20 protein-coding genes and 1 pseudogene are annotated in these 25,821 nt (G+C 39.0%); 10 read left to right on the top strand and 11 right to left on the bottom strand.

The genetic code is table 11. The features are described 5' to 3' along the window. Positions 1 to 15: 15 nt before the first annotated feature. Complete coding sequence (locus tag BFG52_RS08470) at positions 16 to 234, bottom strand: YdcH family protein (RefSeq protein WP_067554713.1); 219 nt, start codon at positions 232 to 234, stop codon at positions 16 to 18. A 292-nt stretch (positions 235 to 526) separates the two neighbouring features. On the opposite strand from BFG52_RS08470, the gene BFG52_RS08465 reads away from it, so the two are divergent. Beyond that, entirely contained in the window at positions 527 to 1,999 is a 1,473-nt protein-coding gene (locus BFG52_RS08465) for an FAD-binding oxidoreductase (protein WP_228703820.1), read from the top strand. Positions 2,000 to 2,298: 299 nt separating this feature from the next. Beyond that, positions 2,299 to 3,228: a TauD/TfdA dioxygenase family protein gene (locus BFG52_RS08460; RefSeq protein ID WP_067554708.1), complete on the top strand. Its 930-nt coding sequence runs from the start codon at positions 2,299 to 2,301 to the stop codon at positions 3,226 to 3,228. A gap of 146 nt (positions 3,229 to 3,374) precedes the next feature. Here BFG52_RS08460 and BFG52_RS08455 read toward each other — a convergent pair. Further along, positions 3,375 to 3,707 (bottom strand): annotated as a pseudogene (locus BFG52_RS08455) (efflux RND transporter permease subunit); the annotation flags it as partial. 346 nt (positions 3,708 to 4,053) lie between these two features. Further along, positions 4,054 to 4,752 carry an alpha/beta fold hydrolase gene (locus BFG52_RS08450; protein WP_067554702.1) on the bottom strand — a complete coding sequence of 233 codons (699 nt, stop codon included), beginning with the start codon at positions 4,750 to 4,752 and terminating at the stop codon, positions 4,054 to 4,056. Positions 4,753 to 5,106: 354 nt separating this feature from the next. On the opposite strand from BFG52_RS08450, the gene BFG52_RS08445 reads away from it, so the two are divergent. The 5 genes from BFG52_RS08445 (at position 5,107) to epsC (ending at position 8,285) form a co-directional block, all read left to right on the top strand. Beyond that, positions 5,107 to 5,295 (top strand): Sec-independent protein translocase subunit TatA, encoded by a 189-nt coding sequence (locus tag BFG52_RS08445; RefSeq protein WP_067554699.1) that lies wholly within the window; start codon positions 5,107 to 5,109, stop codon positions 5,293 to 5,295. A gap of 89 nt (positions 5,296 to 5,384) precedes the next feature. Next, complete coding sequence (locus tag BFG52_RS08440) at positions 5,385 to 5,804, top strand: hypothetical protein (protein WP_067554696.1); 420 nt, start codon at positions 5,385 to 5,387, stop codon at positions 5,802 to 5,804. Further along, complete coding sequence (gene tatC / locus BFG52_RS08435) at positions 5,801 to 6,541, top strand: twin-arginine translocase subunit TatC (protein ID WP_067554693.1); 741 nt, start codon at positions 5,801 to 5,803, stop codon at positions 6,539 to 6,541. Before BFG52_RS08440 ends, tatC begins: the two co-directional genes overlap by 4 nt. A 166-nt stretch (positions 6,542 to 6,707) precedes the next feature. Next, positions 6,708 to 7,217 (top strand): rhodanese-like domain-containing protein, encoded by a 510-nt coding sequence (locus tag BFG52_RS08430; RefSeq protein ID WP_067554690.1) that lies wholly within the window; start codon positions 6,708 to 6,710, stop codon positions 7,215 to 7,217. Positions 7,218 to 7,355: 138 nt separating this feature from the next. Then, positions 7,356 to 8,285 carry a serine O-acetyltransferase EpsC gene (gene epsC, locus BFG52_RS08425; RefSeq protein ID WP_067554687.1) on the top strand — a complete coding sequence of 310 codons (930 nt, stop codon included), beginning with the start codon at positions 7,356 to 7,358 and terminating at the stop codon, positions 8,283 to 8,285. 102 nt (positions 8,286 to 8,387) lie between these two features. Here epsC and BFG52_RS08420 read toward each other — a convergent pair whose 3' ends face one another. The 6 genes from BFG52_RS08420 to BFG52_RS08395 all read right to left on the bottom strand — a co-directional run bounded on the left by BFG52_RS08420 (position 8,388) and on the right by BFG52_RS08395 (position 15,613). Next, positions 8,388 to 8,729 (bottom strand): DUF3325 domain-containing protein, encoded by a 342-nt coding sequence (locus tag BFG52_RS08420; RefSeq protein ID WP_067554684.1) that lies wholly within the window; start codon positions 8,727 to 8,729, stop codon positions 8,388 to 8,390. 1 nt (position 8,730) lies between these two features. Next, positions 8,731 to 10,575 (bottom strand): PepSY-associated TM helix domain-containing protein, encoded by a 1,845-nt coding sequence (locus BFG52_RS08415; RefSeq protein ID WP_067554682.1) that lies wholly within the window; start codon positions 10,573 to 10,575, stop codon positions 8,731 to 8,733. Positions 10,576 to 10,581: 6 nt separating this feature from the next. Continuing rightward, positions 10,582 to 10,905: a hypothetical protein gene (locus BFG52_RS08410; protein ID WP_067554680.1), complete on the bottom strand. Its 324-nt coding sequence runs from the start codon at positions 10,903 to 10,905 to the stop codon at positions 10,582 to 10,584. A gap of 94 nt (positions 10,906 to 10,999) precedes the next feature. After that, positions 11,000 to 11,410, bottom strand: a complete 411-nt coding sequence (locus BFG52_RS08405; RefSeq protein WP_157758088.1) for a Fur family transcriptional regulator — start codon at positions 11,408 to 11,410, stop codon at positions 11,000 to 11,002. Between the two features lie 360 nt (positions 11,411 to 11,770). Then, positions 11,771 to 14,797: a TonB-dependent receptor gene (locus BFG52_RS08400; protein ID WP_067554674.1), complete on the bottom strand. Its 3,027-nt coding sequence runs from the start codon at positions 14,795 to 14,797 to the stop codon at positions 11,771 to 11,773. 72 nt (positions 14,798 to 14,869) lie between these two features. Further along, on the bottom strand, positions 14,870 to 15,613 hold the full coding sequence (locus BFG52_RS08395; protein WP_067554670.1) for a FecR family protein: 744 nt from the start codon (positions 15,611 to 15,613) through the stop codon (positions 14,870 to 14,872). A 56-nt stretch (positions 15,614 to 15,669) separates the two neighbouring features. Here BFG52_RS08395 and BFG52_RS08390 point away from each other — a divergent pair, with 56 nt between their 5' ends. The 3 genes from BFG52_RS08390 to BFG52_RS08380 all read left to right on the top strand — a co-directional run bounded on the left by BFG52_RS08390 (position 15,670) and on the right by BFG52_RS08380 (position 20,209). After that, positions 15,670 to 16,902: a TonB-dependent receptor domain-containing protein gene (locus BFG52_RS08390; protein ID WP_157758087.1), complete on the top strand. Its 1,233-nt coding sequence runs from the start codon at positions 15,670 to 15,672 to the stop codon at positions 16,900 to 16,902. Positions 16,903 to 17,310: 408 nt separating this feature from the next. Beyond that, positions 17,311 to 18,246 (top strand): family 2A encapsulin nanocompartment shell protein, encoded by a 936-nt coding sequence (locus BFG52_RS08385; protein WP_067554663.1) that lies wholly within the window; start codon positions 17,311 to 17,313, stop codon positions 18,244 to 18,246. Then, entirely contained in the window at positions 18,221 to 20,209 is a 1,989-nt protein-coding gene (locus BFG52_RS08380) for a family 2A encapsulin nanocompartment cargo protein cysteine desulfurase (RefSeq protein ID WP_067554660.1), read from the top strand. Before BFG52_RS08385 ends, BFG52_RS08380 begins: the two co-directional genes overlap by 26 nt. 179 nt (positions 20,210 to 20,388) lie before the next feature. Here BFG52_RS08380 and BFG52_RS08375 read toward each other — a convergent pair whose 3' ends face one another. Both BFG52_RS08375 and BFG52_RS08370 read right to left on the bottom strand, forming a co-directional pair. Then, a complete protein-coding gene (locus BFG52_RS08375) occupies positions 20,389 to 22,626 on the bottom strand; it encodes a TonB-dependent receptor domain-containing protein (RefSeq protein ID WP_067559332.1) in 2,238 nt (745 codons plus the stop codon). Positions 22,627 to 23,230: 604 nt separating this feature from the next. Then, positions 23,231 to 25,678 carry a TonB-dependent siderophore receptor gene (locus BFG52_RS08370; protein ID WP_067554657.1) on the bottom strand — a complete coding sequence of 816 codons (2,448 nt, stop codon included), beginning with the start codon at positions 25,676 to 25,678 and terminating at the stop codon, positions 23,231 to 23,233. Positions 25,679 to 25,821 lie beyond the last annotated feature (143 nt).

Raw genomic sequence — 25,821 nt, 5'->3', positions numbered from 1 at the left:
TCTATGGCGGTAAAGCTAACTCACTTGTGCACGTTTGATGAGTACATAAAGTTCATCTTTTAATTTTAACTTCTGTTTTTTCAAAACTTCAATTTGATCTGAGCCACTGGTAACCGGATTTTGTTCTAGACGAATAATTTCATGGTCTATAGCATTATGTTCTTCAAAGACTTTGGCAAAGTGCGCATCTTTTTGTTTCAATTGGCTGATTAAATCGCGATATTCTGGAAACATATTGGATATACCTATGTGTGACTGATGAACTTTATGTATTTATTATTGCTTAATTTTTATAAAAATACATTGTAAAACAAATACTTTCTATTCAAATTAAAACCTTAATTTCTTTATGGAAATATAGTAGAATATTGGGTCTTCTACAAAAGACTCATCTTTAAAATAGCATTGCGTTGTGTTGGCAACATGGCGGGTATTTTTGCTTGATGTGAATAGGCTGCTTGCACTAAATGGTCCAATTTTGCGATGATTGCCAACAAAGCATCGATTTGAATATGCAATGAGCAATATGAATAAAAAAATATATGTAATGTTGCTTATTTTATTTTTAGCACTGATGGCAATTCCAAGTGGTTATTTAATTCGGGTTAAATTGAATGAAGCAAAATCGAATTCGGCATTATTGCCAGCGATTTACCGAGATGATGCCAGCCATTTAAATTTAACCCGAGTACGGTTATTGGTGAATGCTGCTGAACAGCCTGAACAGCTCCACAAACAACTCAAAGCATTACTACAATATGCCCAGCAGAATCATTTAAACATTGCACTGGCTGGTGCTAAACACAGCATGGGTGGGCAAAGTATCTCGCCTGATGGGATTGTGATTAATATGCTGCCGTATCGCGCAATGCAGTTTGATGTGGAGCAAAATATTTTAACGATAGGTTCGGGTGCGACCTGGCAGGATGCTATACAGTATTTAGATCGTTATGGTAAATCGATTGCTATCATGCAGTCTTTTAGTAATTTCTCTATCGGTGGTTCAATCAGTGTCAATGGGCATGGCTGGCAAAAGAACGCAGCACCTATTTCTTCAAGCATTGTATCCTTTACGCTTATGCTGGCTGATGGGAATATTGTCAATTGTAGTCGGCAGCAGAACCCTGAGTTATTTAAATTGGTTATTGGGGGATATGGGCTATTCGGTATTATTTTGGATGTCAAATTAAAAGTTGTTGATAACACTGCATTAAAATTTCATTCCGTGTCATTAAAACCCGCACAATATCATGAAACATATCAGGCTTTGGTGACTGAGCAAGAACATATCCAATTTGCTTATGGACGTTTAAAAATTTCAAATAAAGGTTTTTTACAACAAGCGACTTTAAACTATTTTGAAAAGACAAACCAAGCACCGGTTGCCTTAGCGCAGCAAGCGCCTAAAAATGAAGAAATCCGCCGTATTGTGTTTCGGGGATCGGTCAATAATGAATATGGCAAACGCTTACGTTGGGATTTAGAAAATGCATTAAATCTAATATTACCCTATAGCACTTTTAGCCGTAATGAAATTCTCAGTGAAGATGCAGCCTTAATAGAGAATCATGATCCCAATTCGACCGATATTTTACATGAGTACTTTATTCCCAAGCAGCAGCTTGCTGGGTTTATTGAGGATATCAAGCCAATCCTACACAATAGCCCATTGGACTTATTAAATATTACCATCCGTGAAGTCAAAAAAGATTCAGATGCATATATGAATTACGCGCGTGAGGATGTATTCGGACTGGTGTTTTTATTTAATCAGCGCAAAAATGTGCAGCAAGAACAACAAATGAAAGTTTTAAGTAATCAATTATTAGATGTTGCCTTACAGCATCACGGCACATTTTACTTGCCTTATCGTTTGCATATTTCCCCAGAAAAAATGCGCCGTGCCTATCCACAAGCACAGCAATTTTTTGCGCTGAAGAAAAAATATGATCCAAATGAAATATTCAGTAATCAGTTATATAACTACTATGCGCCGTGAAGCTCAATGACCAGATTCAATTCTGCGCTCATTGCAAGCAGATAGATTTAGCGTGAATTCTGCTATGGATAGCGGAATTAATAGCAATAACAGTCTAGAAACAGACAGAGTATCAAGTTGATCTTTTGCATAATCGCAGCACCAGATGATTTTTTCAGCCCGTCAAGAACATATTTTTTTATTTAAGTCATTGATTTATAGGTTTCATAACCAGCACTAGCAGCCAGCGGGCATAACACTATAGATGATTTAAATGAATCGGTTTGATCTATGCGGTCGTATGTAATAAGGAATAAAAAATGAGCGTATTAACCCAGTTATCCTTTTCAATTCAAAACTCGCCAAGATGGCATGAGTCTGTTGTGCAGCAGCCTGAAATATTGCAGATCGACGCTTTACCAGCGGCATTGGGGGCAGTGGTGACCGGTTTCGACGCTAGTTTGCCACAAAGCGCAGAAAGTATTTTAAAACTAAAACAAGCACTGCAAGATCATTTGATTTTGATCTTTAAGCAACAACACCTGAGTGATGAGCAGTTTCTAGCCTTTGCCAGTTATTTTGGTGCCATATTTAAACCGCCGGTTGATGTAAAAGTTTTGGCTACACAAAATGACTCTGGCTTACCGCCAGATGTCGTGCCTGTATCCAATGCTGTTGGTGAGGGCGATTACACTGGGCATGGCGAGCTTACGCCACATAGTGATCATCACTGGACCCCACAACCATCGAGTGCTTCATTGTTATATGCGCTTGAAGTTCCTCAAGATGGTGGTGCAACAACATGGTATAACACGGTACAAGCCTATGCCGATTTAGATGATGCGACCAAAGCTGAAATTCAGCATTTACAACTGATTACCTATAATCCTTTTTTACGTTTTGGTGGCGGAGTACACCCAAGCTATCGTTTTTCAGATCAGGAAGCATTAGGCGCCGCATTTCCTCATCCTTTGGTGCGTACCCATCCTGAAAGTAAAAAACAAGCATTGTATTTAGATACACATACTGAAGTTGAAGTGGTGGGCTATAGTGATCAAAAAGGGGCTGCTCTCATTGCCAGTTTACGTGAACACATTGTGCAAGATAAATATCGCTACCAACATCAATGGTCAGTGGGTGATATTGTATTTTGGGATAATCAAGTGACGTTACATTCGAGGACGGCATTTCCAGCAGAACAACGCCGTTTATTAAAACGTGTTAGTTTGGCGGGTGGGCGACCGTTTTAAATATTTGCTTTGATGTACAAGAAAATTCCAGAAATAGTATGGTCGAGCAATCAGAAATGCAGAAGAGATGAGAAAAGTTGGTCTATATTCTTAGACCAACTTTTTGATGAAGGCAAATGATTTGAATAAAAAATAAAGCTTAAATTTTAATTGCGGACCTTAAACTTAGCCACTAAGCATTGATAAAAATCATCAACATAAGTAAATATTACCGGAATAACCACCAGACTGAGTAAGGTTGAGGTAATTAAGCCACCAATAACCACAACTGCGGTAGGCTGTCTAAAACTGGGTTCAGCACCCAGCCCTAGCGCATTGGGTAACATGCCAGCACCCATGGCAATGGTGGTCATGAGAATGGGGCGGGCACGTTTACGGCAGGCATCTATAACGGCATCGAAACGACTGAGACCATATTGCCGACGTGCAATAATTGTGTAATCTACTAATAAAATTGAGTTCTTTGTGACAATTCCCATTGTTGACGTTGATCATAGACCAACGTGAATTATAATCGCAGATATTCACGTTGCTGAGCTGTGGCAACAAACAGTGCTGTATGTAGACCACAGTCTCAGATATCTTATTTAACATAATATACATTATGCGAAATCCTATATAAAGTTAAAACGAGTATGAGCAGCTAGCAAGCTTTGGCTATTTATATAGTTCGCTCATAAGTTTATAAATCTGTCATTTGATATTTTGCTGCATGTATCATGTCTATAAATTTTCTGTTTACTGCCAATAGTTGATGCTTGCATCTAAATAAATTTTCTTCTTTGGCACTACCTTAAATCTTGAGAATGGTTCGCCATTATTGTGCTAACCCCACTTTTGATGACTTAACCAAGATGCAATGGTTTGTGCTAAAGCTTTCGGTTGCTCAAGTGGTATCATATGCCCACTGTTTTTGATATATACCAATTTAGCACTTAAGTATTGTTTGAGCTCGAGCGCTTCTTCTGCTGATCGTAATTGATCATTCTTTGCAGCAATAACCAAGGTTGGAAAATTCAGTGTCTTTTGTGGTGGATAGCGCTGTAATATCGATTGTTGAGCAAAGACTTGATAACCTAATTGCAATCCCATATTTTGAATTGTTTGAATCAGTTCTTTATTTTGATTGGACTGGGGATGCAATGTCTTGGCAATGCTGCCTGTACTCAGACCACGGAAATTATGTTGATTATAAAGTTGCACTGCGTGTAATTTCTGATGTTGCTGTGCAATCGTATCAGCTCTTAATGAAGATGCTATGACAATCAATGCTTTAACTTGGGCTGGAAATTGCTCTGCAATTGAGCGAGCAATATAAGCACCTAAAGAAAAACCGATGACAACATACTGTGCTGGTCTATCTTTCATAATCGACTGTGCAATTTCATCGATATTTGGACCGTGTAAGTGACTTACACAATCTATGTCATATATCGTTGGTAAAAACCCTTTAACCTTATCCCATAAGCTCGCATTAAGCATAAAACCAGGAATTAAAAGAATTTTTAACGATTTTTCCTGCATAGGATGAGCTGCCAAACTAAGATTAACTACGAATAATAGCATTGTAGAGATTCGCAATAATATGGTCTAGCAATGCGACTAAATTTCAATAGCAAAATTAAAGATTAAGTGATTGAAATAATATTATTATTTTCCTTATAGCAGGTTTTTGATATCGATTGATCTTATTATGATTTCGTCAATTGATCTCTATGTGCTATTTATCATATTCGCTGTAAAAACGCTTAATTTAGCAAGAGAATAATTGCAAAACAGCAGAATATTGATCTCATGGTAGATCATTATTATCCAATTCTAGCAATTCCCAATTCTTGCAATTGGAAAAGTCAAAGAGTTTAGCTTGGAGTTTATAAAATGGGGCTGTCAATCTGGCATATTCTATTATTTGCCTTGGTCATAATCTTAATATTTGGTACATCAAAGCTTAAAAACCTAGGTAAAGATCTGGGTGGTGCTTTAAAAGATTTTAAAAATGTATTAGACGAGCCACATATTAAAAATGAAAAATCTTTAAAAAATGAAAATAACTCAAATAATTCATAGCATTCTTAATGCATCAACACAATTTAATTATGAATACAACGATACCTACAACACCAATCAGAAAATATATCGACAGGATATCTCCCACCATGTTAAATGTTAGTTTTACTGAATTAGTCTTATTGGTTGCTATCGCTCTGATTATATTAGGACCAGACAAGTTATTAAGCGGTCTAAACAGATTACTTAGCCAATATCGAAACTTAAAAATAAGCTTAATTAAAATTCAGCAAGATATTGAAAATGAAGTGGAATTAATAGATTTAAAACAAAGAATTCATCACGAAATTGAAAATATCAGAGCAAGTGAACAACGCTTAGAACAGCGTTTACAGCAAATTCAGTATGATATGACATGGATACAACAACAAGAGCAGCAAGATATTTCTTGGCCGGCATCTTTATTCTTTAGACCACCATTGCGCTTAATCGTAGAAAATTTAGTCTATATTCCTTATCAGATTAACTATGTCAAAGTATTGAATCTTCATCAGGCTGAAGCAGCATGATAAAAAATAATGATACAGCACAACATAAGCCCAATCCTTATACCACACATTTAATCGAATTAAGAAAACGCTTAATCTATAGTTTTACCAGCATTTTGGTTATTTTTATTTTACTTATTCCCTTTGCTCAATATAACTACAATACCCTATCCCAGCCTTTAGTTTCGATTTTACCGCAGCATGGACATCTTATTGCAACTAATCTCACGGCGAATTTTGTTGTACCACTTCAATTAAATTTCTGTGTCGCGCTATTCATTACCGCACCCTTCTTGCTCTATCAATTTTGGCGTTTTATTGCACCGGGCTTATATCATTATGAAAAAAAACGCGTTTTTGCAATTATATTGACCAGCATCATCTTGTTTTATAGCAGCATTATCTTGACGTTTTTCATGATCTTGCCTATGGCTTTACATTTTTTTATTCATATCTCTCCTGAGAGTGTTATTCCCATGACAGATATGAACCAGTATCTGATTTTTTGCCTTAATCTTTGCTTTATAATTGCTACGGTATTTCAGATTCCAGTCCTGATCTTTGTCTTATTACTTGTTGGTATTTTTAAAGTTGATCAATTGGTACAGTATCGAAAATACATTATTGTAATGTTCTTTTTTATTGCTATGTTTATTAGCCCACCTGACGCACTAAGCATGCTATTTCTGGCAACAGCGATGTGCTTATTATTTGAATTTGGTCTAATGCTTAGCAAATATATATTAAAAAACAAATAATTAAGGCATGTTTTAGCATTAATCAATATGCCATCCGCCATCTATACGGATTCAATATATACAGAAAAAAGATATAGAAATAGATTTTCTTTGTTTTTAGAAATAAAAAAACCGGCGTAGCATCAATTGCGTTGTTTGATATAGATATGCTTTTGAGGAACACGCCATGAATATACAACTCAACCCCACACCCACCCTACCTTTGGATCACGGCACTAACAGTACACAGCAAAGCACAGAGGATATTTTGGCACAAGCCCAACATGATGCTCAGGCGTCGCAGTTAAACTTTAGTGGCAGTTTAAGCCCTATAGATGCATGGGCATTGGTGCAACGTGGCGATGCTGTTTTAATCGATGTAAGAACCAATGAAGAACGTAAATTCGTAGGTTATATTGAGGAAAGTATACATGTTGCTTGGGCCACTGGCACCGCCTTTAATCGAAATCCGCGCTTTCTAAAAGAATTAGAACATAAAGTCTCTAAACAACAAGTCGTTTTATTACTTTGTCGTAGCGGTAAACGCTCTGCTCTAGCTGCAGAAGCGGCATTTAAAGCTGGTTTTGAACAGGTATATAACGTTCTCGAGGGTTTCGAAGGCGAACTCGATGCAAAACAGCAGCGTAATCAATATAATGGCTGGAAAGCACGTCATTTACCGTGGCAACAAGAATAAAGCCATAGCGCGATAAAAGGTTCAAAAAATTCCATGTCTTCATAGCATATTTATAAAGACTTGATAACAATACAAATATACATCGTAGATCATCACAGTAATTGATGGCATAGCCAGCAGATATCATAAGGAAAAACAGTGACTCAGTGGAATATACAACCTGTCATCCAAGGTTTACAGCAAGCTAGGCATGAATGGCGTGAACGTCAGCATCGTTTCAAAGAAATTGGTGGTCGTGAATTACCTTCAAAACAGGTTTTACAAGACATACTCGATGGCTTATGCGGTATTTTATTTCCAATGCGCTTAGGACCTGCCGATTTACGACAAGAAACTGAAGACTATTATATTAGTTATACTTTGCATCAGGTTCTCGATAGCTTACTGGAGCAGGTTCATCTTACTTTGCATTATCAGCATAAACGTCAAGACAGTCGCTATGCAACCGAGCAACTCGATGAAGAAGCAGAGCTCAATGAACTTAGCCATCAAATTGTGCAGCAATTTGCCAATGCACTAGCCAATATAAGACGCTTACTTGATGCTGACGTTTGTGCTGCATTTGAAGGTGATCCTGCGGCACATAGTGTCGATGAAGTATTACTTTGTTATCCTGGTATTTTTGCAATTATCTATCACCGTATTGCACATCAATTGTATCCAGCTGTCCCCTTACTTTCGCGCATGATTGCAGAAATTGCGCATTCAGCGACGGGAATTGACATTCACCCAGGTGCACAAATTGGTCAAGCCTTCTTTATTGACCATGGAACGGGTGTCGTGATTGGAGAAACCTGTGTTATTGGTGAGCGAGTCCGGATTTATCAGGCAGTTACACTGGGCGCCAAACGTTTTGAAGTAACTGAAAGCGGTAGTTTAAAAAAAGACTATGTTCGCCATCCTATTGTTGAAGATGATGTAGTGATTTATGCTGGGGCAACCATATTGGGTGCAATCCGTATAGGTCGAGGTTCTATCATCGGTGGAAATGTCTGGTTAACACATAGCGTAGCTGCTGGCAGTCAGATTCTACAGTCGCCATCCGCGACTTATGCTAAGACTGAATAAACCGCACACATAACAATCAATTATGCACGCAGAGTAAACTCAAACGTGCATAACCAACGGGTTCATAAAACATTCATTTATGAACGATTGATTGATAAAGCATTAATCTATAAAAACAGAACAAATGCAGAGCACAATAAACAAGGTCGCAATTGCAAGATTGAACTGTAAAATATATTTGGCACGATAACTTAAAGTTAAACCGACAGCTAAAGCTGCAAAAGATAATACGCCAACCCATTCAGATAAACCAACCGATAAACCCGAGTAAAAAATAGCCGGCACTGCTGAGGCAATTACAATTCCCCAGCCGATTATGTATAAAAATTGACTCTGCCGTGCAGAAATAGCATGCGCGAAAATATCGCGTTGATGTTTGCTCATACTGGCAGCTAGGCAACTTAAACCGCAAATCGTCATACACCACAATAACCACAGTTTCATATTATAAGTCTCCTGTTGTGGTGCTTGCTGCTTGAGTTTTGCTGGTTACTTTTTTGGCACGAATTGGCGTTTTGGGGTACCGCTTTAATTTATAGAATGCATAGAGCAACACTAAGCCAAGTAATACACAGGCCAAATCAAAATTCGCGACCACCCATTGCCCATAATAGAGACTCCCCCACAATCCCCGACCACCTGTCAGTGGGTTTAAAATCGGAATCAATAAAAATAATACGCTAGCCAATGCCAGTTGTTCTAACCATGCTTGGCGATGTGGACGTATTGCAGCATGAATTAAGCTTAGACACCACGCAATAAAAAAGCATTTTATTTCCCATTCACTGCGTCCTTCCATCTGGGCTGGAATAACGCGGTTAGCCCAAAAATAAACTGCACAGGCGATGGGTAAACCAACAATACTGCTAACATTGAGTATTTCAACCAAGCGATGCCCCCAAGGTTTATAACCGCGTTTTTGCACATCAACTTGTCGTTTCACTACCCACAGCACTAAGCCCGTTGCAATCATTAAGGTTCCCAAAATACCAGATAAGAACAATAACCAACGTAAAGCTAAACTCACCCCACGTGCTTGGTGTAACCAGGTCGTTAAATTATAAATAGCAGCAGGCACAGTACTTGGACTATTCTTTTGGTCCGTTGCAATTAAGGCACCAGAGACCGCATTAAATTTAAAACTCGGTGTTTGGTCTCGCTGTACCAAACTCTCAGAAGCAACCGCACGAATTTCGACTTGCGCATTGGCACTATTGGGTGCGGTCACAATGACACTCGAAACCACATTTTTGCCTGCCCATTGCTGTTGAGCGTAGCTCAGCATGGCAATGATATCTGCCATTGGCACTGGTGCAGCCGATTTAGTATCTAATTGCTCAGCATGCATAGTTTGACCATCACGCTTGGTAGGACCTCCCATGCGTTGACCTTCAGTATGCGCAAAAGCTGGATTGCCAGCATGACCTTCGCGTCCTGTTGCACCCTCTCCTGCTGCAGTCGAACGTGCCATCCTCCCTTCATCACGGTTTAGCGATTGTCTTGCTGCGCCTGTATCACGGTTTTGTTGCCGGTCAGGTGTGACAGTATTTGAATTTTGTGCTTGTAAGAACTCTCGCCGTCCGCCTTCGAAAACCTGATCTACCCCCCAAGGCATAATAGTAAACATCAATAATAATAAACCACTAAAGGTGATCATCAGATGAAAGGGTAAGGCAAATACGGCGGTGGCATTATGTGCATCTAACCAAGAACGTTGACCTTTGCCGGGTCTAAAGGTAAAGAAATCCTTAAAGATTTTTTTATGGGTAATAATTCCGCTAATAATAGCAACAAACATAAATAAAGTAGCGAGTCCAACCAGCCAACGTGCGGTATTCCGTTCCATACCGTATAGCTCAAAATGAAAACGATATAAAAAACCACCACCACGGGTATCACGCGCTTTTATTTCTTCCCCTGTTACCGTGTCATAGTTTTGACCACCGCGACGACCGCCACCACCACGTTGTCCTTGTTGCTCATCCGCTTGTTGAACAGAAATGCTGGTTGTGGTTTGTCGTGCTGTCGGTAAATTAATACTCCAGCCTGCGGCATGTGGTGAGTTTTCTTGTAATCGATGCAGTGCTGTTGCCAATTGTTGTTGCTGGCTTTGATAGGTCAAAGACTGATGTAATTCTGGTTTCATCCAAATGGTAATTTCATTTTGGAAAAAACTTAAAGTTCCTGTTAAAAAAATGGCATATAATAACCAGCCCAATAATAAACTCATCCATGTATGTAACCATGACATCGACTGGCGTGGTCCTTCCTTCTTTGCATCAACTCTCATAGGGCATTATCCTTTTAAATATATATAAATCAGGTAAGCCATAATGATTGGAATTATGACGCCAAGACTTGCTTTTAATGTGGAATTGACCATAAAGGTCCAAATAAAAACAGCACAGTGAATAATAAATGCCAACATCGTGGCACTCATTACTGCACTGGCTGGATGTTGAGAAAATGCTAGACTAATAAACATGGCACTGAATGATGCCAATAGATAACCACCCACCAATGCCAATATAAAACGATAGAATATTTTTAATCGATAGCTTAAATAATAGGGCTTTTTATTGAATAACGCCTGAATTTCATTTATATTAAAAGAAATCATTTTAAATACTCCACAAAAAATACAGACAATAATTTGCGGATATTTTATTTTACGAATGTGAATAAATTATGGGCTTTTAAAAATTAAACCTAATTTATTTCTTATAAATTACTAACTCAATACTTTCTACCTCTATGTCCAAGCCTAAATCAGCAATAAACTGTTTTAGACTTTTATTTACGACTGTTTTATCCAAAGATATGATTTCCGAGTCTTTATTGGAAATAATCTTGCAATAAAAGAAATCATTATTAATTTTATAAAAACTTTTATTGCGTCCCAATGTAATACAACGAATAAGTTTCTTAGACTCTAACTCAGATAAAGTTTTATAAATGGAGGTCAAACTTATATCATTATTTGCAATTGCAAAATCTCGATATAAATGATCTGCCGAGACCTCCTGTTTGGCATTGAGTAATGCTTTTAAAATATGAGTTCTAGAATAAGTCGCCCTTAATCCACTTTGCCGTAACTGTTGAATTACATCCTCATGAATATCCATAAAAGTCAAATCACCACATTTCACAAAACATGCTAGCCCGCTTACAACAACAGACTAAGCTTATTAATTTACACATCCGTACTGCTTTATCTCAGCAAAATCCTTCCTGCATAATCAATAACGAATCATCAATGACGAATCATCAATAATTATCGGCATGGGGATCTTGCAGACAATAAAGCCATGATTGGCTTCATAACATCACTACAGCTTGGCTGTAATGATGCACATCGCTATCGCAAAGAAAAAATCTTTTCACTATCTATGCCAGTTGAAATCAAAAACTCGCTCATGCATATGAGAAAAAAATGCAAAATATGCGATATTTTTAAGTAAGTTGTTGTTTTTAATTAATTTGTATTAAAAAGAAAATTTAAGATTTAAATAATACTGTTGTAATCTGGGATCTGCATAGGCACTGATATAGTCTTGTGACATATCGACTGCATACTGATTAAATAAATTTTTAATCCCGATACTCAAGCTAGCGCCAGTGTGTTTAGGCTGTTTGGGCATTTGATAGCGAATAAAAATATCATGGAAAATCTGACTGGCGACCCGATCATTCCCCTGCGCAGCGATTGCTGTTTGATTGCCGGTTGGAATTTTATATTGACCATAATATTGCATTCCCCAACCCAAAGACCATTGATCTGTTAAATGTAATATAGCCGATGCAGCCAAACGATTTTTAGAGTTTTGTGTATCGCGTACATCAATATTCTCGATTGAATGCTTATTTAAATCGACACGCAATTTATAGTTATACATATGGCTATAATCTACAGCAATGTTTAAACCACTTAAAATATCTGCCAAATACATAGAAAAAGCTACGTCTAAAGTAGATGTAGTTAAATCCAGCGCATTAAATGGTGTGGTATTCATTCTTGTTATATTGTTTTTTTCATCTTGCTCGATAAGCTCAGTGAGTGCATGGGCATTGTTAAATATGTCTTGTGCACTGAGCGTGGTGATACTATTATTTTTTTGAATTTTATAATAGTCTATAGACCACCTAATATCTGGAAACCGCTTTGGTATATAAACAAAGCCAATATTTATATTTTTAATTTTTTCTGATTTTAAATCAGGATTTCCACCTGAATTGACATAGGTCGAGATACTTTCTCCATTTGCTGGATTGGTAATATAAATCGGTCGAGTACTCGAAATGCTTTCAGCACGTTGTGATAAAGTCGGATGATTATAAGCCAGACTATAAGAGCCTCTAAATATAAAGTCATCATGCGGAATCCATTTCAAACCCATCGTCGGCAAAGTGGCATCAAAGTTCACTGCACGTTTTTCAATGTTGATTTTTTCATAACGTGCTGCCAATTGTAAGACTAAGCTTTTAAACCCAGGCAGCTGTTTTTGTTCTGAGAGTAAAGGTACATTCCATTCTGTATAAATACTCTGTACATTCTGCTTTTGCTGATGAAATACGGGTTGTTCGCTATATTCAGGAATTCCTTGACTATGAATAGTTTGATACTCCACTCCCCAAACGGCGTTAATTTTACCAGCGTACCATCGATTAAAAGATCCAGTACTGCGTAATAAATAACTTTGTAATACTTCATCGGTATAGGTACTAGAAACTTTCCAATAATTGCCAATCATCGTCTGAAATGTTGTGGTGTCACGTAAAAAATCAATCACCCCAGCATTATAATCATCGGCAAATTTGTCACTTAATAAGCGTGGATGAGCCATATCAATATGTGCAGATGACCACATGTATTCTAGATCAATACGCCAATTCTCACTGGGGCGATATAAAAAACCTGTAATTATTTTTTTGTTTTTATTTTGAATATTCCGATATCGCTGTGGTGCATCTTGCCAACGAATGGGATAGGAAATTAAAATTGTTTTGCCAAATGGATTATTCTTAGCATTAGCATCTAAAGTTATAATACCTAAGCGATCATAAGTCGCCCTCGCTGTCTGCACTGTCGAGTGGTCATAAGATACATCTAAAAAATAATCGAGTTTTTGCTGAATCGGTTGCAACAGATGAATTGCCAAGGATTCACTACGATTACCAGCCAATAAAGTAGCATCACGGCTATAAGCTGACAAACCGTCATAGGCTTCAAGGTTATATTTCCCTAAGCTGTCTTTTAATGGTTCAAAACCATCCTGAGCATAGCCGGCATAGCCTTGTGGTAAATAGGCAAATGAGGCATCACTATACTGTGGTAGTAGTGCCGATCCATCTTGGGTCTTGATATTGACCAACGATCCTGCTGGTGGATTATAGTGTCCACCAGCAGTATATATTTGACCGGAGTCATTGGCTAAGATCTGCGCTCGCTGCTGTGCTTGAAATGCTCTATCACCATTGAGCATTTCATTGGCTAATGTTTTTTGTCCTGTAATTAAAATACTGGTTTGACTGCTTTGCAACAGCATACCTTTCATAAAATTTATGGTTTTTACAGCACTATCACTATCAAAGCTATTTTCATAACTTAAGCTTAATTCATTCCCAATATATTGCTTGCGTAATACCACATTAATAACACCGCCAATTGCTGAACCACCATAAATTGCTGCAGCAGTTGTGGGTAAAATTTCTATGCGCTCAATCGCAGCCAAAGGAATATTATTGATATTTTGTTGATCGGTACTTTCTGATGAGCCACGATAACCGGTACCCGCAGCGCGTCGACCATTCACTAAGATCAAGGTATATTGTGTACCTAAGCCACGTAAATTTACTTGCGTGGTATTGCCCATAAAACCGCGACCATTCCAATTTTGTGTGGCGTGATTACTCAATAATACCTTTTGCAGCAGTTCATTTACGCTACTCGCGGCACTTTGCCCGATGGCAGCTCGATCAATAATTTTATAAGGTTGTATATCATTGATTGAATGAACGAGATCTAGATTATTCTGTTCTGCTTTTTGCGTATTTTCATTTTTAGTTGTGCGCGGCGTATCTGCTTTTAAATAAATAGGCTCTAATACAACGGGGCTGGCAGTTTGTATAGCATCTGATACTGGATTTGAGGCGAACTGTTTTTGAATACTCCATGTTCCATCACCATCGGCCACCAATTGTAAAGATGTTCCGAGCAAGAGTTGATCAAAGCCCTCTTGCACACCATAATGCCCTTTTAGACCCGTGGTCATTAAGTTCTCGGTTAATGTTGTATCAAAAGACAATGCAATGCCATTTTGCATCGCAAAATTAGCCAATGCCTGACTCAACCGCCCTGCTGGAATCTCATAATATGCCGCTGGACGAGTGCCTAAGTTCTGTTTTGCGTGGACCGGCACATTGACCATGCACCCCAATACACAAATCAATAAATAGCGCATAGATTGGAATAATGCTTTGTCATGCGAGAGAAAAACGGCGTGAATTAACATAACAAAGACCGACATCCCTCAAAATAGCGATGATTCCATTTCATGATCTCGTGCAATCTCTATGCCCTCAGGTTATTTTTTTTGAATATATTTAAAATAACCACCCATATACTCATCAATCTCTAAGCCATAGGTTTTTGCAATCATTTTGTAGGTCTTGTCTAAATCATCAATTGGATAAGATCCCGAAATCTTAATCTGTGCCACCTTCGGATCTATACGCAACACACAATTTTGATAAGGTTTTAATTGGTTCATAAAATCTTTTAACGCGACGGCGTCTACGGTAATAAAGCCCGAGACCCAAGTAATATGCTTTTGATCCAACGGTACTGGTTGCTGTACATGATTTTGATTAAAGCGACTTTGCTGATTTAAACCAATCAGCTGTTGTTGTTGACTTTGCTGTGTCGTAATTTTAACCGCACCTTGAACCACGCCAACATAAACATCTTTGGGCTCTTTTTTAACCCAGTATTTGGTGCCCAATGCTTGTGCAACACCTTGTGGGGTATAGACCATAAAGGGACGTTTTAATGGATCTGGCTGGGTTTCTATCCATATTTCACCTTTACGTAAAATAATACGGCGTTGCTGTGCAGAATACTGCACATCAATGGCACTACGACTATTTAAAATAATCTTGCCACCATCTGGTAATACGATCGTTTTACGCTCACCCACAGGGCTGCGATAATCTGCCAACCATTGTTGTTGTTCATTCGCAAAAAATAAAGCCGTTATCACTGGTATAAACGCCAACAACCAAAGATATTTTTTGGCGGCTTGTGCTTGTACATGTTGTAATTTGCCCATCACTGGCAATGCTAATTGCAGCGGAATCTCTGAATATTTATTTTGTAATTGTAATTATGAGTACACAACAACTCTATGATTATTCATTACGTTCATCAGGAAGCATTGCCAACTGGTATGCAGACAAAATTAATCTCGCCAGTGGGCTAGAATATCGTGAACTCAAAACCAAAGGTCATGCAGAACATAGCGTACCTGCGACAATTACCAAGGGTGAACAAAATACCACGAGTTTTTATTCTGAACTCAATGTGCCGTTCATTTCACCTCAAATGCAGCTTCCTTTTGCAAAGTTACTGGAAGTGCAACTTGCTGGTCGTTATGAAAAATTTGATATTAAAAGCAATGGCGCCAGTTTCGATGCGACAACGCCAACCATTGGTTTTAGATTTAAACCTAACGACACTATTATGCTGCGTGGTTCCTACGGTGAAGGCTTCGTTTCCCCATCGGTTAGCCAGTTAAATGCACCAAGTATTGCCGATCCGAGTGATCAAGTCGTGAATGGCAATATTTATCAAAATGTCATTAAAAAATCTGGCGGAAATCCCAACCTTGAACCTGAAAGCTCTGAAACCATCAATGCCGGGATTATATTAACACCAAGTTTTATCCCTAATTTACGGATGTCTATCGATTATTATAAAATCGAGAAAGACAATAATATTATTACGCCAGATAATGATTTATTGGCCAAATATTTCCCTGATCGTATTCAATATGACAGCGCTGGCAATATTACTGAAATCGATGCTTCAGTTTTAAATGCGGGGAGTCTTAAAACCAGCGGTATTGACACCAACTTATCTTACTTCTTAACCACCTCTCTCGGTGATCTATCTTTGAATGCCAATTACACATGGGTACACAGCTATAAGCAACAAGCCAAACCGGGAGCAGATTTTGAAGAAAAAGTGAATATTCCAACTGGCGGTCCAGTAAAAAATCGAGCTAATTTCTCAGCTTACTTACAAGCCACAGACAACTGGGGCTTTGGATGGAATAGCCAATTTGTTGGCGCCTACCGTCTTGCAGGTGCTGAAGATTCTGAAGTCATTCAACTGCAAGGTAGTAATAAAGTAGAGCATCAAATATTTCATGATGTTTTTGCCCGATACAAAGTACCGGCCAATATTGCTGCACGTTATGGACATCCTGAAATTACGCTTGGCGTCAATAATATCTTTAAAAGCTACGAAAAAGACTTATCCCGTGGGCAGACTTATATTAGCCGCTATGCTGATCCAAGACTTACCACCTATTTTTTAAACCTAAAATTTTCGTATTAAAGCTTTTGCTGTAGTAATGATATCCACTTGATAATTTTGATCATCAGGATGAGTGATGACATCTCATGCACTCATCCATGACAACATGGTGGTGCTGCGCATGTTGTACTCCATGAGCACCAGCCTTACAGCACGATGAGCATTTATGACGATTACAAATATGATTATTACAAATATGGTTATTACAAATCGGATGCAGCCCTTGGGCTATAAAACAGAAATTCACAATACAGCATTCTATATCATTAAAAATATTATTATATTTATTTCAATAGCTTATAAGGTATTCATATTTTTATCATGTGACGAAGCAGCTTAGTCTATTCCTGATAAGTACAAGGTTTAAAATGATTTTTTAAAATTAGACTTATTTGCACAAAAATGACTAGATAACAGGAATAATCCTTCATGACGAATACCTCGATTGATAAATCGCAATTGGCTTTAGGCGATCATGCTGCGCGCCAGCTGGCCAATGCCAGCAAAACTGCACCACAACTGGCAACCATTAGCCCCCGTTGGTTGACGCATTTCTTACAATGGGTGCCCGTAGAAGCTGGTATTTATCGTGTTAACCGCGTTAATAATACGGAAGACATTCAAGTTGCCTGTACTCAACGAGACCAAGCCAGCTTACCACAAACCTTTGTTGACTATGACCCACAGGCACGTGAGTACTTTTTGAATGGTGTCTCAACCATTTTAGATATACATACCCGTGTTGCCGACTTATATAGTAGCCCGCATGATCAAATCAAAGAACAATTACGGCTCACGATTGAAACCATTAAAGAACGTCAAGAAAGCGAACTGATTAATAATCCCGAATATGGTTTATTGGCAAGTGTTGCAGATGAACAACGTATTGCAACTTTAAATGGTCCACCGACACCAGACGATTTAGATGATTTACTCCGTAAAGTTTGGAAAGAACCTGGTTTTTTTCTGGCACACCCTGATGCAATTGCGGCTTTTGGACGTGAATGTACGCGCCGTGGTGTACCGCCACCAACAGTTAGTTTATTTGGCTCACAATTTATCACTTGGCGTGGTATTCCACTGATTCCATCCAATAAAATCGCAGTAGAAGATGGCAAAAGTAAAATTTTATTATTGAGAGTCGGTGAAAAACGTCAAGGCATTGTTGGGCTCTTTCAGCCGGGCTTAGCTGGAGAGCAATCTCCTGGGTTATCTGTACGTTTTATGGGTATCAACCGTAATGCAATTGCCTCATACCTCATTTCATTGTATTGCTCTTTGGCGGTATTAACAGAAGATGCTTTGGCTGTTTTAGATGATGTGGAGGTGGACAAATATCATGACTACCCAGTTATATACAAATAATTCTCAGCTAAAACAGGATACATCAGATCTGGCGGCATTTAGCCCGCCAGCACATCTGCCTGACGAAGCAACTTTGGCGCGACTCGCCACTGCATTGTTTGCAGAACAGTCGCCCCTCAATACAACCTCCACTACTGGACAACATTCGGAGCTAAACGTAGATGCAGCGAATATCACCCCACCCCCGCATCCACCACAAGCAGCGGAACCGCTCAGTGCTTTGAGTGGACGCGCCCCCAATATTGCTTATCAAAAAAGTTTAAATCAGGAATATCCCACGCAAATTCCACTTTATCCTGATAACCCAGAACGACGAGCGATTGCATCTGCACCGATTATTGGGGGGGCAAATTTACCCCGCCCTCCGCTAGAGCCTCATTTTACCTCGATTGGTGCGCATAGCCATGCGATTCCACAACTCGATTTAAATGACGCCAAGCCAAGTCATGATGCGCCTTTTTATTTTTTAAACTTTGCACAAACTGATCAAAGCACAGCAACGGCAGCAAATACAGCAGTTCAGCACACGGCTCAACAACAGCCTTCTGCAACAGATGCTACCACACTGCCTCAAACAGCAGGCTATGCCAATCCTTTGAATCGACCACAGCAACAGGAGCAACAATTCTATTTTTTAGATCATGCTCATGTGGATGTAGCCCATCACAAGACATCTATTGATCCGTTAGCAACACCCTTGCAGCGCTCTGGCGATGGGCTGCGATCATTTGATGTACAGGCGATCCGTCGTGATTTTCCAATTTTACAGCAACGGGTACATGGTCATCCCTTAATCTGGCTAGATAATGCTGCGACCACCCATAAACCGCAAGTGGTGATTGATCGTATTGCTCATTTTTATCAATATGAAAATTCCAATATTCATCGCGCAGCGCATGAGCTTGCTGCACGGGCTACAGATGCTTATGAACATGCACGCCAAGTCGTTGCACGTTTTATTGGTGCGCCGTCGGTTCGGGACATTATCTTTGTACGCGGAACCACGGAAGGGATCAATTTAATCGCCAAAAGCTGGGGAGAACAGAACATTGCGGCAGGTGATGAAATTATTCTTTCCCATCTTGAGCACCATGCCAATATTGTGCCGTGGTATCAATTGAGTCAAAAAACTGGTGCAAAATTACGTATCATCCCTGTGGATGATGATGGGCAAATTATGGTGTCAGCACTGGCACAGCTCATTAATAAACGGACCAAACTGATTGCAATAACCCAAGTATCGAATGCACTCGGTACAATTACCCCAATTGCCGAGGTGATTCAATTGGCCCATGCCAACGGTGTTCGAGTATTGGTAGACGGCGCACAGTCAGTCTCTCATTTACCTACCAATGTACAAGCACTGGATGCCGATTTTTTTGTCTTTTCTGGGCATAAAGTCTTTGCACCTACGGGCATCGGTGTGGTGTATGCCAAAGCAGAATTATTAGACAGTATGCCGGTATGGGAAGGTGGCGGGAATATGATTCAAGATGTCACCTTTGAGCAGGTGATTTATCAGCCCGCCCCCAATAAATTTGAAGCAGGCACAGGCAATATCGCCGATGCTGTTGGCTTAGGCGCTGCCTTAGAGTATGTCGAGGCGATTGGAATAGACAATATTGCACGTTATGAGCATGATTTATTGCAATATGGTCAATATGCACTGCGGAGTGTAGCAGGACTACGCCCTATTGGTACGGCAAAACAGAAAGCAAGTGTCTTGTCCTTTACACTGGATGGCTTTAGTACTGAACAAGTTGGGCAGGCTCTCAATCAACATGGAATCGCTGTACGATCTGGACATCATTGTGCTCAACCAATTTTACGGCGTTTTGGTGTTGAACAAACGGTACGACCCTCTTTGGCTTTTTATAATACGACAGAGGAAATTGACAGCATGGTTGCGGTATTACAGCAACTCACACAAATTAAGCAGCGTAGATCAATACAATTGAGATAGATGTCTGCACCTCTAAACCGAAATCGCTTAAATACCCCGAAAGGGAAAGCGTATAACGCAAAAGAGGCTATCATATGACAGCCTCTTTTGAATATGTGCTTAAGCTACTCAATATACTCAGTACAAAAGCAGGAATACACACTGAGCTATAAAAATAAGCGTATCAGAGCAAGAATGCTTTAGAAGTTATAACTTAGCGCTAACCAATAATTGCGGTCTGGGATATAGGTTCCTTCTGTTGATCGTCCAGTCTTTTGATATAAAAACGCATTCACGCTTTCACCGCGGCTATTTTGAAAAGTTTTATAGTCACCAAAATCTTTATTGAGCAAATTATTTACCCGTGCCGATAAGGTCACTTGTGAATTCACTTTATAAGCAGCACCTAAATTCAGTAAAGCATAAGCTTTTAATTGGTTATGGGTGACATCTGCTTCACGAATAGTATCGACACTACTGTTTGGATCGGTAAAACGTAAACGTTTTGCTTTATATTCTGTTTCCAACCAGGTAGAGAATTGATCATTGACCAACCATGTGCCGGTTAAATTGGCTGCATGTTTAGGGGTATTCTCAATGGCTTGCCCTTTGCTTTTACCAGAAGTAATTTCGGATTCCATCCATGTATAATTCGCTTTGACATTAAATTGCGGGCTAATCTCATAACGCGCACTGAATTCTACCCCGTAGCTTTTCGCTTTATCGGCATTGCCTTTAAAACCAAAGTTTTGTTGATAATCAAAGTTCCCGACTCTCATACAATTGCTTGCCGCCGCTTGTCCTGCTGGACGGTCCGCCCACAAACAGTTTTCCACAATATTGGCATTACTCACAATAATGTCTTTAAATTGCGTATAGAAACCGGTCGTGGTTAAACTAAAATTCGTTAAGTTATCAAATACCATTGCCAACTCATAGTTGGTGGTTTTTTCTGGTTTTAAATCTTTATTGCCTAAAATCACGGAACGACCTTGTGCAGTAAAACCATTAATCCCATCATGTAAATCGTTGGCTGTTGGTACTTTATATCCAGTGCTGACACCACCTTTTAAGGTAACATAGTCATGTGCATTCCAAACCAGATAGGCTCGAGGGGTAAAATGCCCACCAAAAGCACTATGATGCTCATAACGACCACCAAAGGTAAATGCTAAATTATCTAATAAACTCCATTCATCTTCAGCAAAAACTGACCAAGAATGTTGTTTAAATTTTTGTCCCTGTCCTGCAGCGCCATCGATGGTTTGGTTGTTTTTATATTCTGTACCGACCGTCAGTTTATGTTGTGCTAATGGCATAATTAGACGGCTGTCTAAGGTAATATCTTTGGTTTCCAGTTGCCGTGCTTGAGAGCCATCTGAGTAATAATTAAAATCGGCAGCTTGACCAATCGGTAAACGACGCCCTTTTTGTTCTGATTTAACTTGTGAAGCAAATGTTTTCCATTGCCCCCATGCTAGATCTGCATCTAAACCTGTAGAAATACGATGACGTAAAAATTTTAATTCATCTGCATAAGAGCCAATATTGGCAATACCGCCAGTACGTTTATATTCATATAACTCACCTAAGCGACCATCACGGTTATCATAGCGTTGCTGAGCATAATCATAATCGACCCAAGCATTATAATCGTCGTTAATTTTATAATTGAGCTTGGAGCCTAGGCTAAAATTATCCGCTTCAACATTGCGTGGATCTCGTCCTTGTGAACCAATAGTAATATCCTTGGTCGGTGTAACCAAACGATCAGACTGATCGCGATGATAAAAATCACCCCGTAATTGCACCCCTAAACGATCTTTTAATAATGGACCGCTGATGACCGCACTGGTTTTTGCACTATTACCAATTGCGCTATTTTCTTGAAAAGTATGTTCTGCACTTAAACCGCCATGCCATTCATCGCTAACTTTTTTGGTAATAATATTAATAACACCGCCCATGGCATCTGAACCATATAAAGTCGACATTGGTCCACGAATTACCTCAATGCGCTCAATTGCGGACATTGGTGGCATAAAACTGGTGGAATACTCACCAAAACCATTGGGTGAAATATCACCCGAGGTATTTTGACGCTGACCATCAATTAAGATCAAGGTGTATGCCTGATTTAAACCACGCATTTGAATATTTAAACCACCTGTTTTACCTTGACCATTTCGGACATCGACACCAGGCACATCTGTTAAAACATCAGCAATATTGGTGGCACCTTTTTTCTGTAAATCCTCTGCAGTAATAACAGTAATACTGGCGGGAGCTTTTTTAATATCTTGTTCATAACCTGAAGCAGAAACAACAATGGTTGGTAATTGCATGATTGATTCTAATGAAGCATTTTGTTGCTGGGCAAAAGTCGAAGTTGCGACTAAAAGTGCGACAGCCATAGGGCAAAGCTTAAATATACGCATAAGATTTCCAAAGCGGATCAAAAAATCAAAAAGAACATCATCAAAAAATATAGACCTGATAGCAGCTGGAATATGCATCACCATCTCAATAAATGCTAAATCATAGCCAACAGAGATAATAAAATAGACGCCTATTCAAGGCGCATCAAAGTCATGCAATATTCCGGCTATAGCTTGTGGTTTAACGGTAAACATCACAAAAAAATATAGCGCTATCATCTAGATGAATGATAAGAATTATCATTTGAATAATAGAATTGTTCTAAGCTTTTTATGTAACACCATAAATCAAACATCTGCCTATACTTTTTAATAAATCTCTTGTAAATCAAAAAAATATTAAAATTAAAATCAGGGAATTGAGGCTACATAAAAATCAGCTCTGTATATTTTCTGTTTCAAATGCTGCTAAAAAGCGTTATTTGTGGAGTAAATTAGGAGATGTTTTTGTTTTGACTATTTTGCATTTTGATTGTTTTGACTGAGTTAGAGCGAGCTGATTTTAATCGTGTGCTTTGGGTTTTAATGTGCTCTCTCCCGCATCAATACATAATCCCCATGGTCTATGGGAATCATGTATTTAGATACGGTCAATAATCTAGCGTTAATATTTTGCCCGTAGTGTCAACATGACATTACGGGGCGCTGCATAAATATTATAAAAGTTAGCATTACCAGGATAAGTCAAATAGCTTTTATCCAACAGGTTATTGACCTGTAAAGATGCCTGCCAATATGGATTAATCTCATAGCCTATACGCATTGAAAATGTGCTAAAACCGGGACGTGTTGTCGTGGTATTGTAGGTATTGCTCTGAGCCTGTACACCAAAGCCAGCATCAAAACCATGCAATGCCCCATTTAGATAACGTTCATCAAATTTATACAGTGTCCAAAGCTTAAACATTTGTTTGGGAATTGCATCGGCACCAAAACGTCGACCGACATTTTCAGGATCACTGTCAGATAAAGTTTTAATATCGTTATAGGTATAACTTGCACTGAGATTGAACTGATCTGTCGGTTTACCAACAATCTCTAACTCGATCCCCCTAGATTGCACTTCACCCGCAGCACGATAACATTCACCAGTTGCTGAACCCGCGCAGCCAACGTGGTCGGGATCTAACATTGAACGATTTTTATCGCGGATTTGAAAGATTGCCGCATTGGTTGTTAATGCACCATCTAAGAAATCTGCTTTCACTCCAGTTTCTATTTGCCATCCTATTCTTGGGTCTAAGGTTTTGGCTTCAAAGTTTTGTTGTGACTGAGGTACAAATGAATCGGCATAACTGGCATACCAGGTAAATTGCGGGTTAATATCCCATACTATGCCAAGATACGGTGTAAATTCCCCCTTGGCTTGTGCATCACTTTTTTGCCAAGGCGTCGCATTTTGTCCAACGGTACGCTCTTTCATACGATAATCAGACCAACGCCCGCCAATAATCACCGTCAATGGATCCAATACTTTTAATTTGGCAGAGGCATAAATACCAGATTGTTGGGTCAGGCTATTACCACTATTGAGAATATTTGAATCGATATAAGCACTATAGTCATGATGATGTAAAATATCCCAATCGGGAATTTTGACATATCTTGCACCACTGAGGGAATCACTTTTCCATTGGTTATATCCCAAGAGCAATTGATGTTCTCTGCCCCATAATTGCACTGGTCCAGATAGATTAATATCAAAAGATGTGTTGGTATATTCTTGTTCAATATATCCAACATTGGCAGTTGTTCGTCCATTGACATCCATTCCCTCAGAGGCATAAGTGCCATAGTTATTATGATTGATACGATTATAGTTATAGGCTGCTTTGGCAATCCATTGGTTATCAAAATGGTAGCTAAAATCAGCGGCAATTTGTTTTTGTTCTAACTTTGATAATTTATTATACCCGGCAAAATCTTTACGATCGGGTACACGCCCATCTAGAAATTGCGGTAATCCCCAAAAATTAATATATTCTTGTTGAATATAAGTTGTCGCCAAACCAAAAGTCGCGCGCTCAGTTAAATCATAATCTACCGCGGCATAGAGCGTGGTTTTATCATCATCTTTCTCATCGTTTCTGAACTTACCTTTATGGTCTCGAATACCAATCAAACGTGCCCTTAAACGTCCCTCCTGATCTAATTGATCACTAACATCAAACTCACTACGATAACTTCCCCATGAACCGGCGCTTAATGCAAATGACGCTGAGGTATCGGCCACAGGGCGTTTACGTACAAAGTTGATGGAACCACTGGGATTACCACTGCCAGTTAATAAGCCAGAAGGACCACGCAATATCTCGATCTGTTCATAGAGTGCGGGATCTTCATTGGAAATATTATTGGCTTGAGGAACACCATTAACCTGCACATTGGCATCGGCAAAACGGACTTGATAATTTTCTGAGCCACTATAACCATAGGCAATTACCCCGGTCGCTTGATTTAAAGTATCTGCCATGGTGTTAAAACCTTGGTCTTCAATCTGCTGTTTTTTAATAACTGAAACCGACTGGGGGATTTCTTTTAAGCTTTGATTTATTTTACCAATACTGACTTGTTTGGCGACATAGCTCTGGTCGTCAGCCTGTAATTGAATAATCGGTAATTCTGCAACATCAGAATTTTGCTTGCTATTTCGAGCATATAAACTAATTTTTTCAAGTTCTACAATATCTTGTCCACCTGCTGCCAATGCGCCTGTCGCCTGTGTTTCAGATAGGGAATCTGCTCTTAAAATATAGCCCTGAGTGGTTTTAACAACGTGATAATTTGTACCTTTTAAAAGTTCAGCAAAACCTTGTTCGACTGAATACTGACCTTGTACACCTACACTCTGTATGCCCTTTATTTTATTTGCATCGACGATAATCGCCGTACCTGATTGTTGGGCAAATTTTGTTAAGACATTGGATAAACTTCCTGCATCGACATGATAGGTTTTTAATGCTGGTGATGCATATGCGGTATTTAAATATAATCCTCCACTTCCGAGAATCATTAAATGTAAAGCCAATGCGAGCGGTTTAATCTGCAACATAAGCAGCCCCTAAAAATATACGGATTCATTATTTATTGTGATCAGAAAAAATCACCACAATGCCCAAGCACAACAACCATGATCGATTTCACTCGCCACCATTGCTGCTTTTAATCACTATGACAATTGAGAAGCCAAAAACT

Origin of the sequence: Acinetobacter larvae, assembly GCF_001704115.1 — a bacterium.
In the GTDB taxonomy this organism is placed as follows: domain Bacteria; phylum Pseudomonadota; class Gammaproteobacteria; order Pseudomonadales; family Moraxellaceae; genus Acinetobacter; species Acinetobacter larvae.
Note: the sequence above shows the minus strand (reverse complement) of the source record. Positions and strands in the feature narration are given on the sequence as shown.

Excerpts from the sequence above, each read along its gene's own strand:
- BFG52_RS08470 (WP_067554713.1), bottom strand. The coding sequence starts at position 234 with ATGTTTCCAGAATATCGCGATTTAATCAGCCAATTGAAACAAAAAGAT.
- BFG52_RS08465 (WP_228703820.1), top strand. The coding sequence starts at position 527 with ATGAATAAAAAAATATATGTAATGTTGCTTATTTTATTTTTAGCACTG.
- BFG52_RS08460 (WP_067554708.1), top strand. The coding sequence starts at position 2,299 with ATGAGCGTATTAACCCAGTTATCCTTTTCAATTCAAAACTCGCCAAGA.
- BFG52_RS08450 (WP_067554702.1), bottom strand. The coding sequence starts at position 4,752 with ATGCAGGAAAAATCGTTAAAAATTCTTTTAATTCCTGGTTTTATGCTT.
- BFG52_RS08445 (WP_067554699.1), top strand. The coding sequence starts at position 5,107 with ATGGGGCTGTCAATCTGGCATATTCTATTATTTGCCTTGGTCATAATC.
- BFG52_RS08440 (WP_067554696.1), top strand. The coding sequence starts at position 5,385 with ATGTTAAATGTTAGTTTTACTGAATTAGTCTTATTGGTTGCTATCGCT.
- tatC (WP_067554693.1), top strand. The coding sequence starts at position 5,801 with ATGATAAAAAATAATGATACAGCACAACATAAGCCCAATCCTTATACC.
- BFG52_RS08430 (WP_067554690.1), top strand. The coding sequence starts at position 6,708 with ATGAATATACAACTCAACCCCACACCCACCCTACCTTTGGATCACGGC.
- BFG52_RS08420 (WP_067554684.1), bottom strand. The coding sequence starts at position 8,729 with ATGAAACTGTGGTTATTGTGGTGTATGACGATTTGCGGTTTAAGTTGC.
- BFG52_RS08415 (WP_067554682.1), bottom strand. The coding sequence starts at position 10,575 with ATGAGAGTTGATGCAAAGAAGGAAGGACCACGCCAGTCGATGTCATGG.
- BFG52_RS08410 (WP_067554680.1), bottom strand. The coding sequence starts at position 10,905 with ATGATTTCTTTTAATATAAATGAAATTCAGGCGTTATTCAATAAAAAG.
- BFG52_RS08405 (WP_157758088.1), bottom strand. The coding sequence starts at position 11,410 with ATGGATATTCATGAGGATGTAATTCAACAGTTACGGCAAAGTGGATTA.
- BFG52_RS08400 (WP_067554674.1), bottom strand. The coding sequence starts at position 14,797 with ATGTTAATTCACGCCGTTTTTCTCTCGCATGACAAAGCATTATTCCAA.
- BFG52_RS08395 (WP_067554670.1), bottom strand. The coding sequence starts at position 15,613 with ATGGGCAAATTACAACATGTACAAGCACAAGCCGCCAAAAAATATCTT.
- BFG52_RS08390 (WP_157758087.1), top strand. The coding sequence starts at position 15,670 with ATGAGTACACAACAACTCTATGATTATTCATTACGTTCATCAGGAAGC.
- BFG52_RS08385 (WP_067554663.1), top strand. The coding sequence starts at position 17,311 with ATGACGAATACCTCGATTGATAAATCGCAATTGGCTTTAGGCGATCAT.
- BFG52_RS08380 (WP_067554660.1), top strand. The coding sequence starts at position 18,221 with ATGACTACCCAGTTATATACAAATAATTCTCAGCTAAAACAGGATACA.
- BFG52_RS08375 (WP_067559332.1), bottom strand. The coding sequence starts at position 22,626 with ATGCGTATATTTAAGCTTTGCCCTATGGCTGTCGCACTTTTAGTCGCA.
- BFG52_RS08370 (WP_067554657.1), bottom strand. The coding sequence starts at position 25,678 with ATGTTGCAGATTAAACCGCTCGCATTGGCTTTACATTTAATGATTCTC.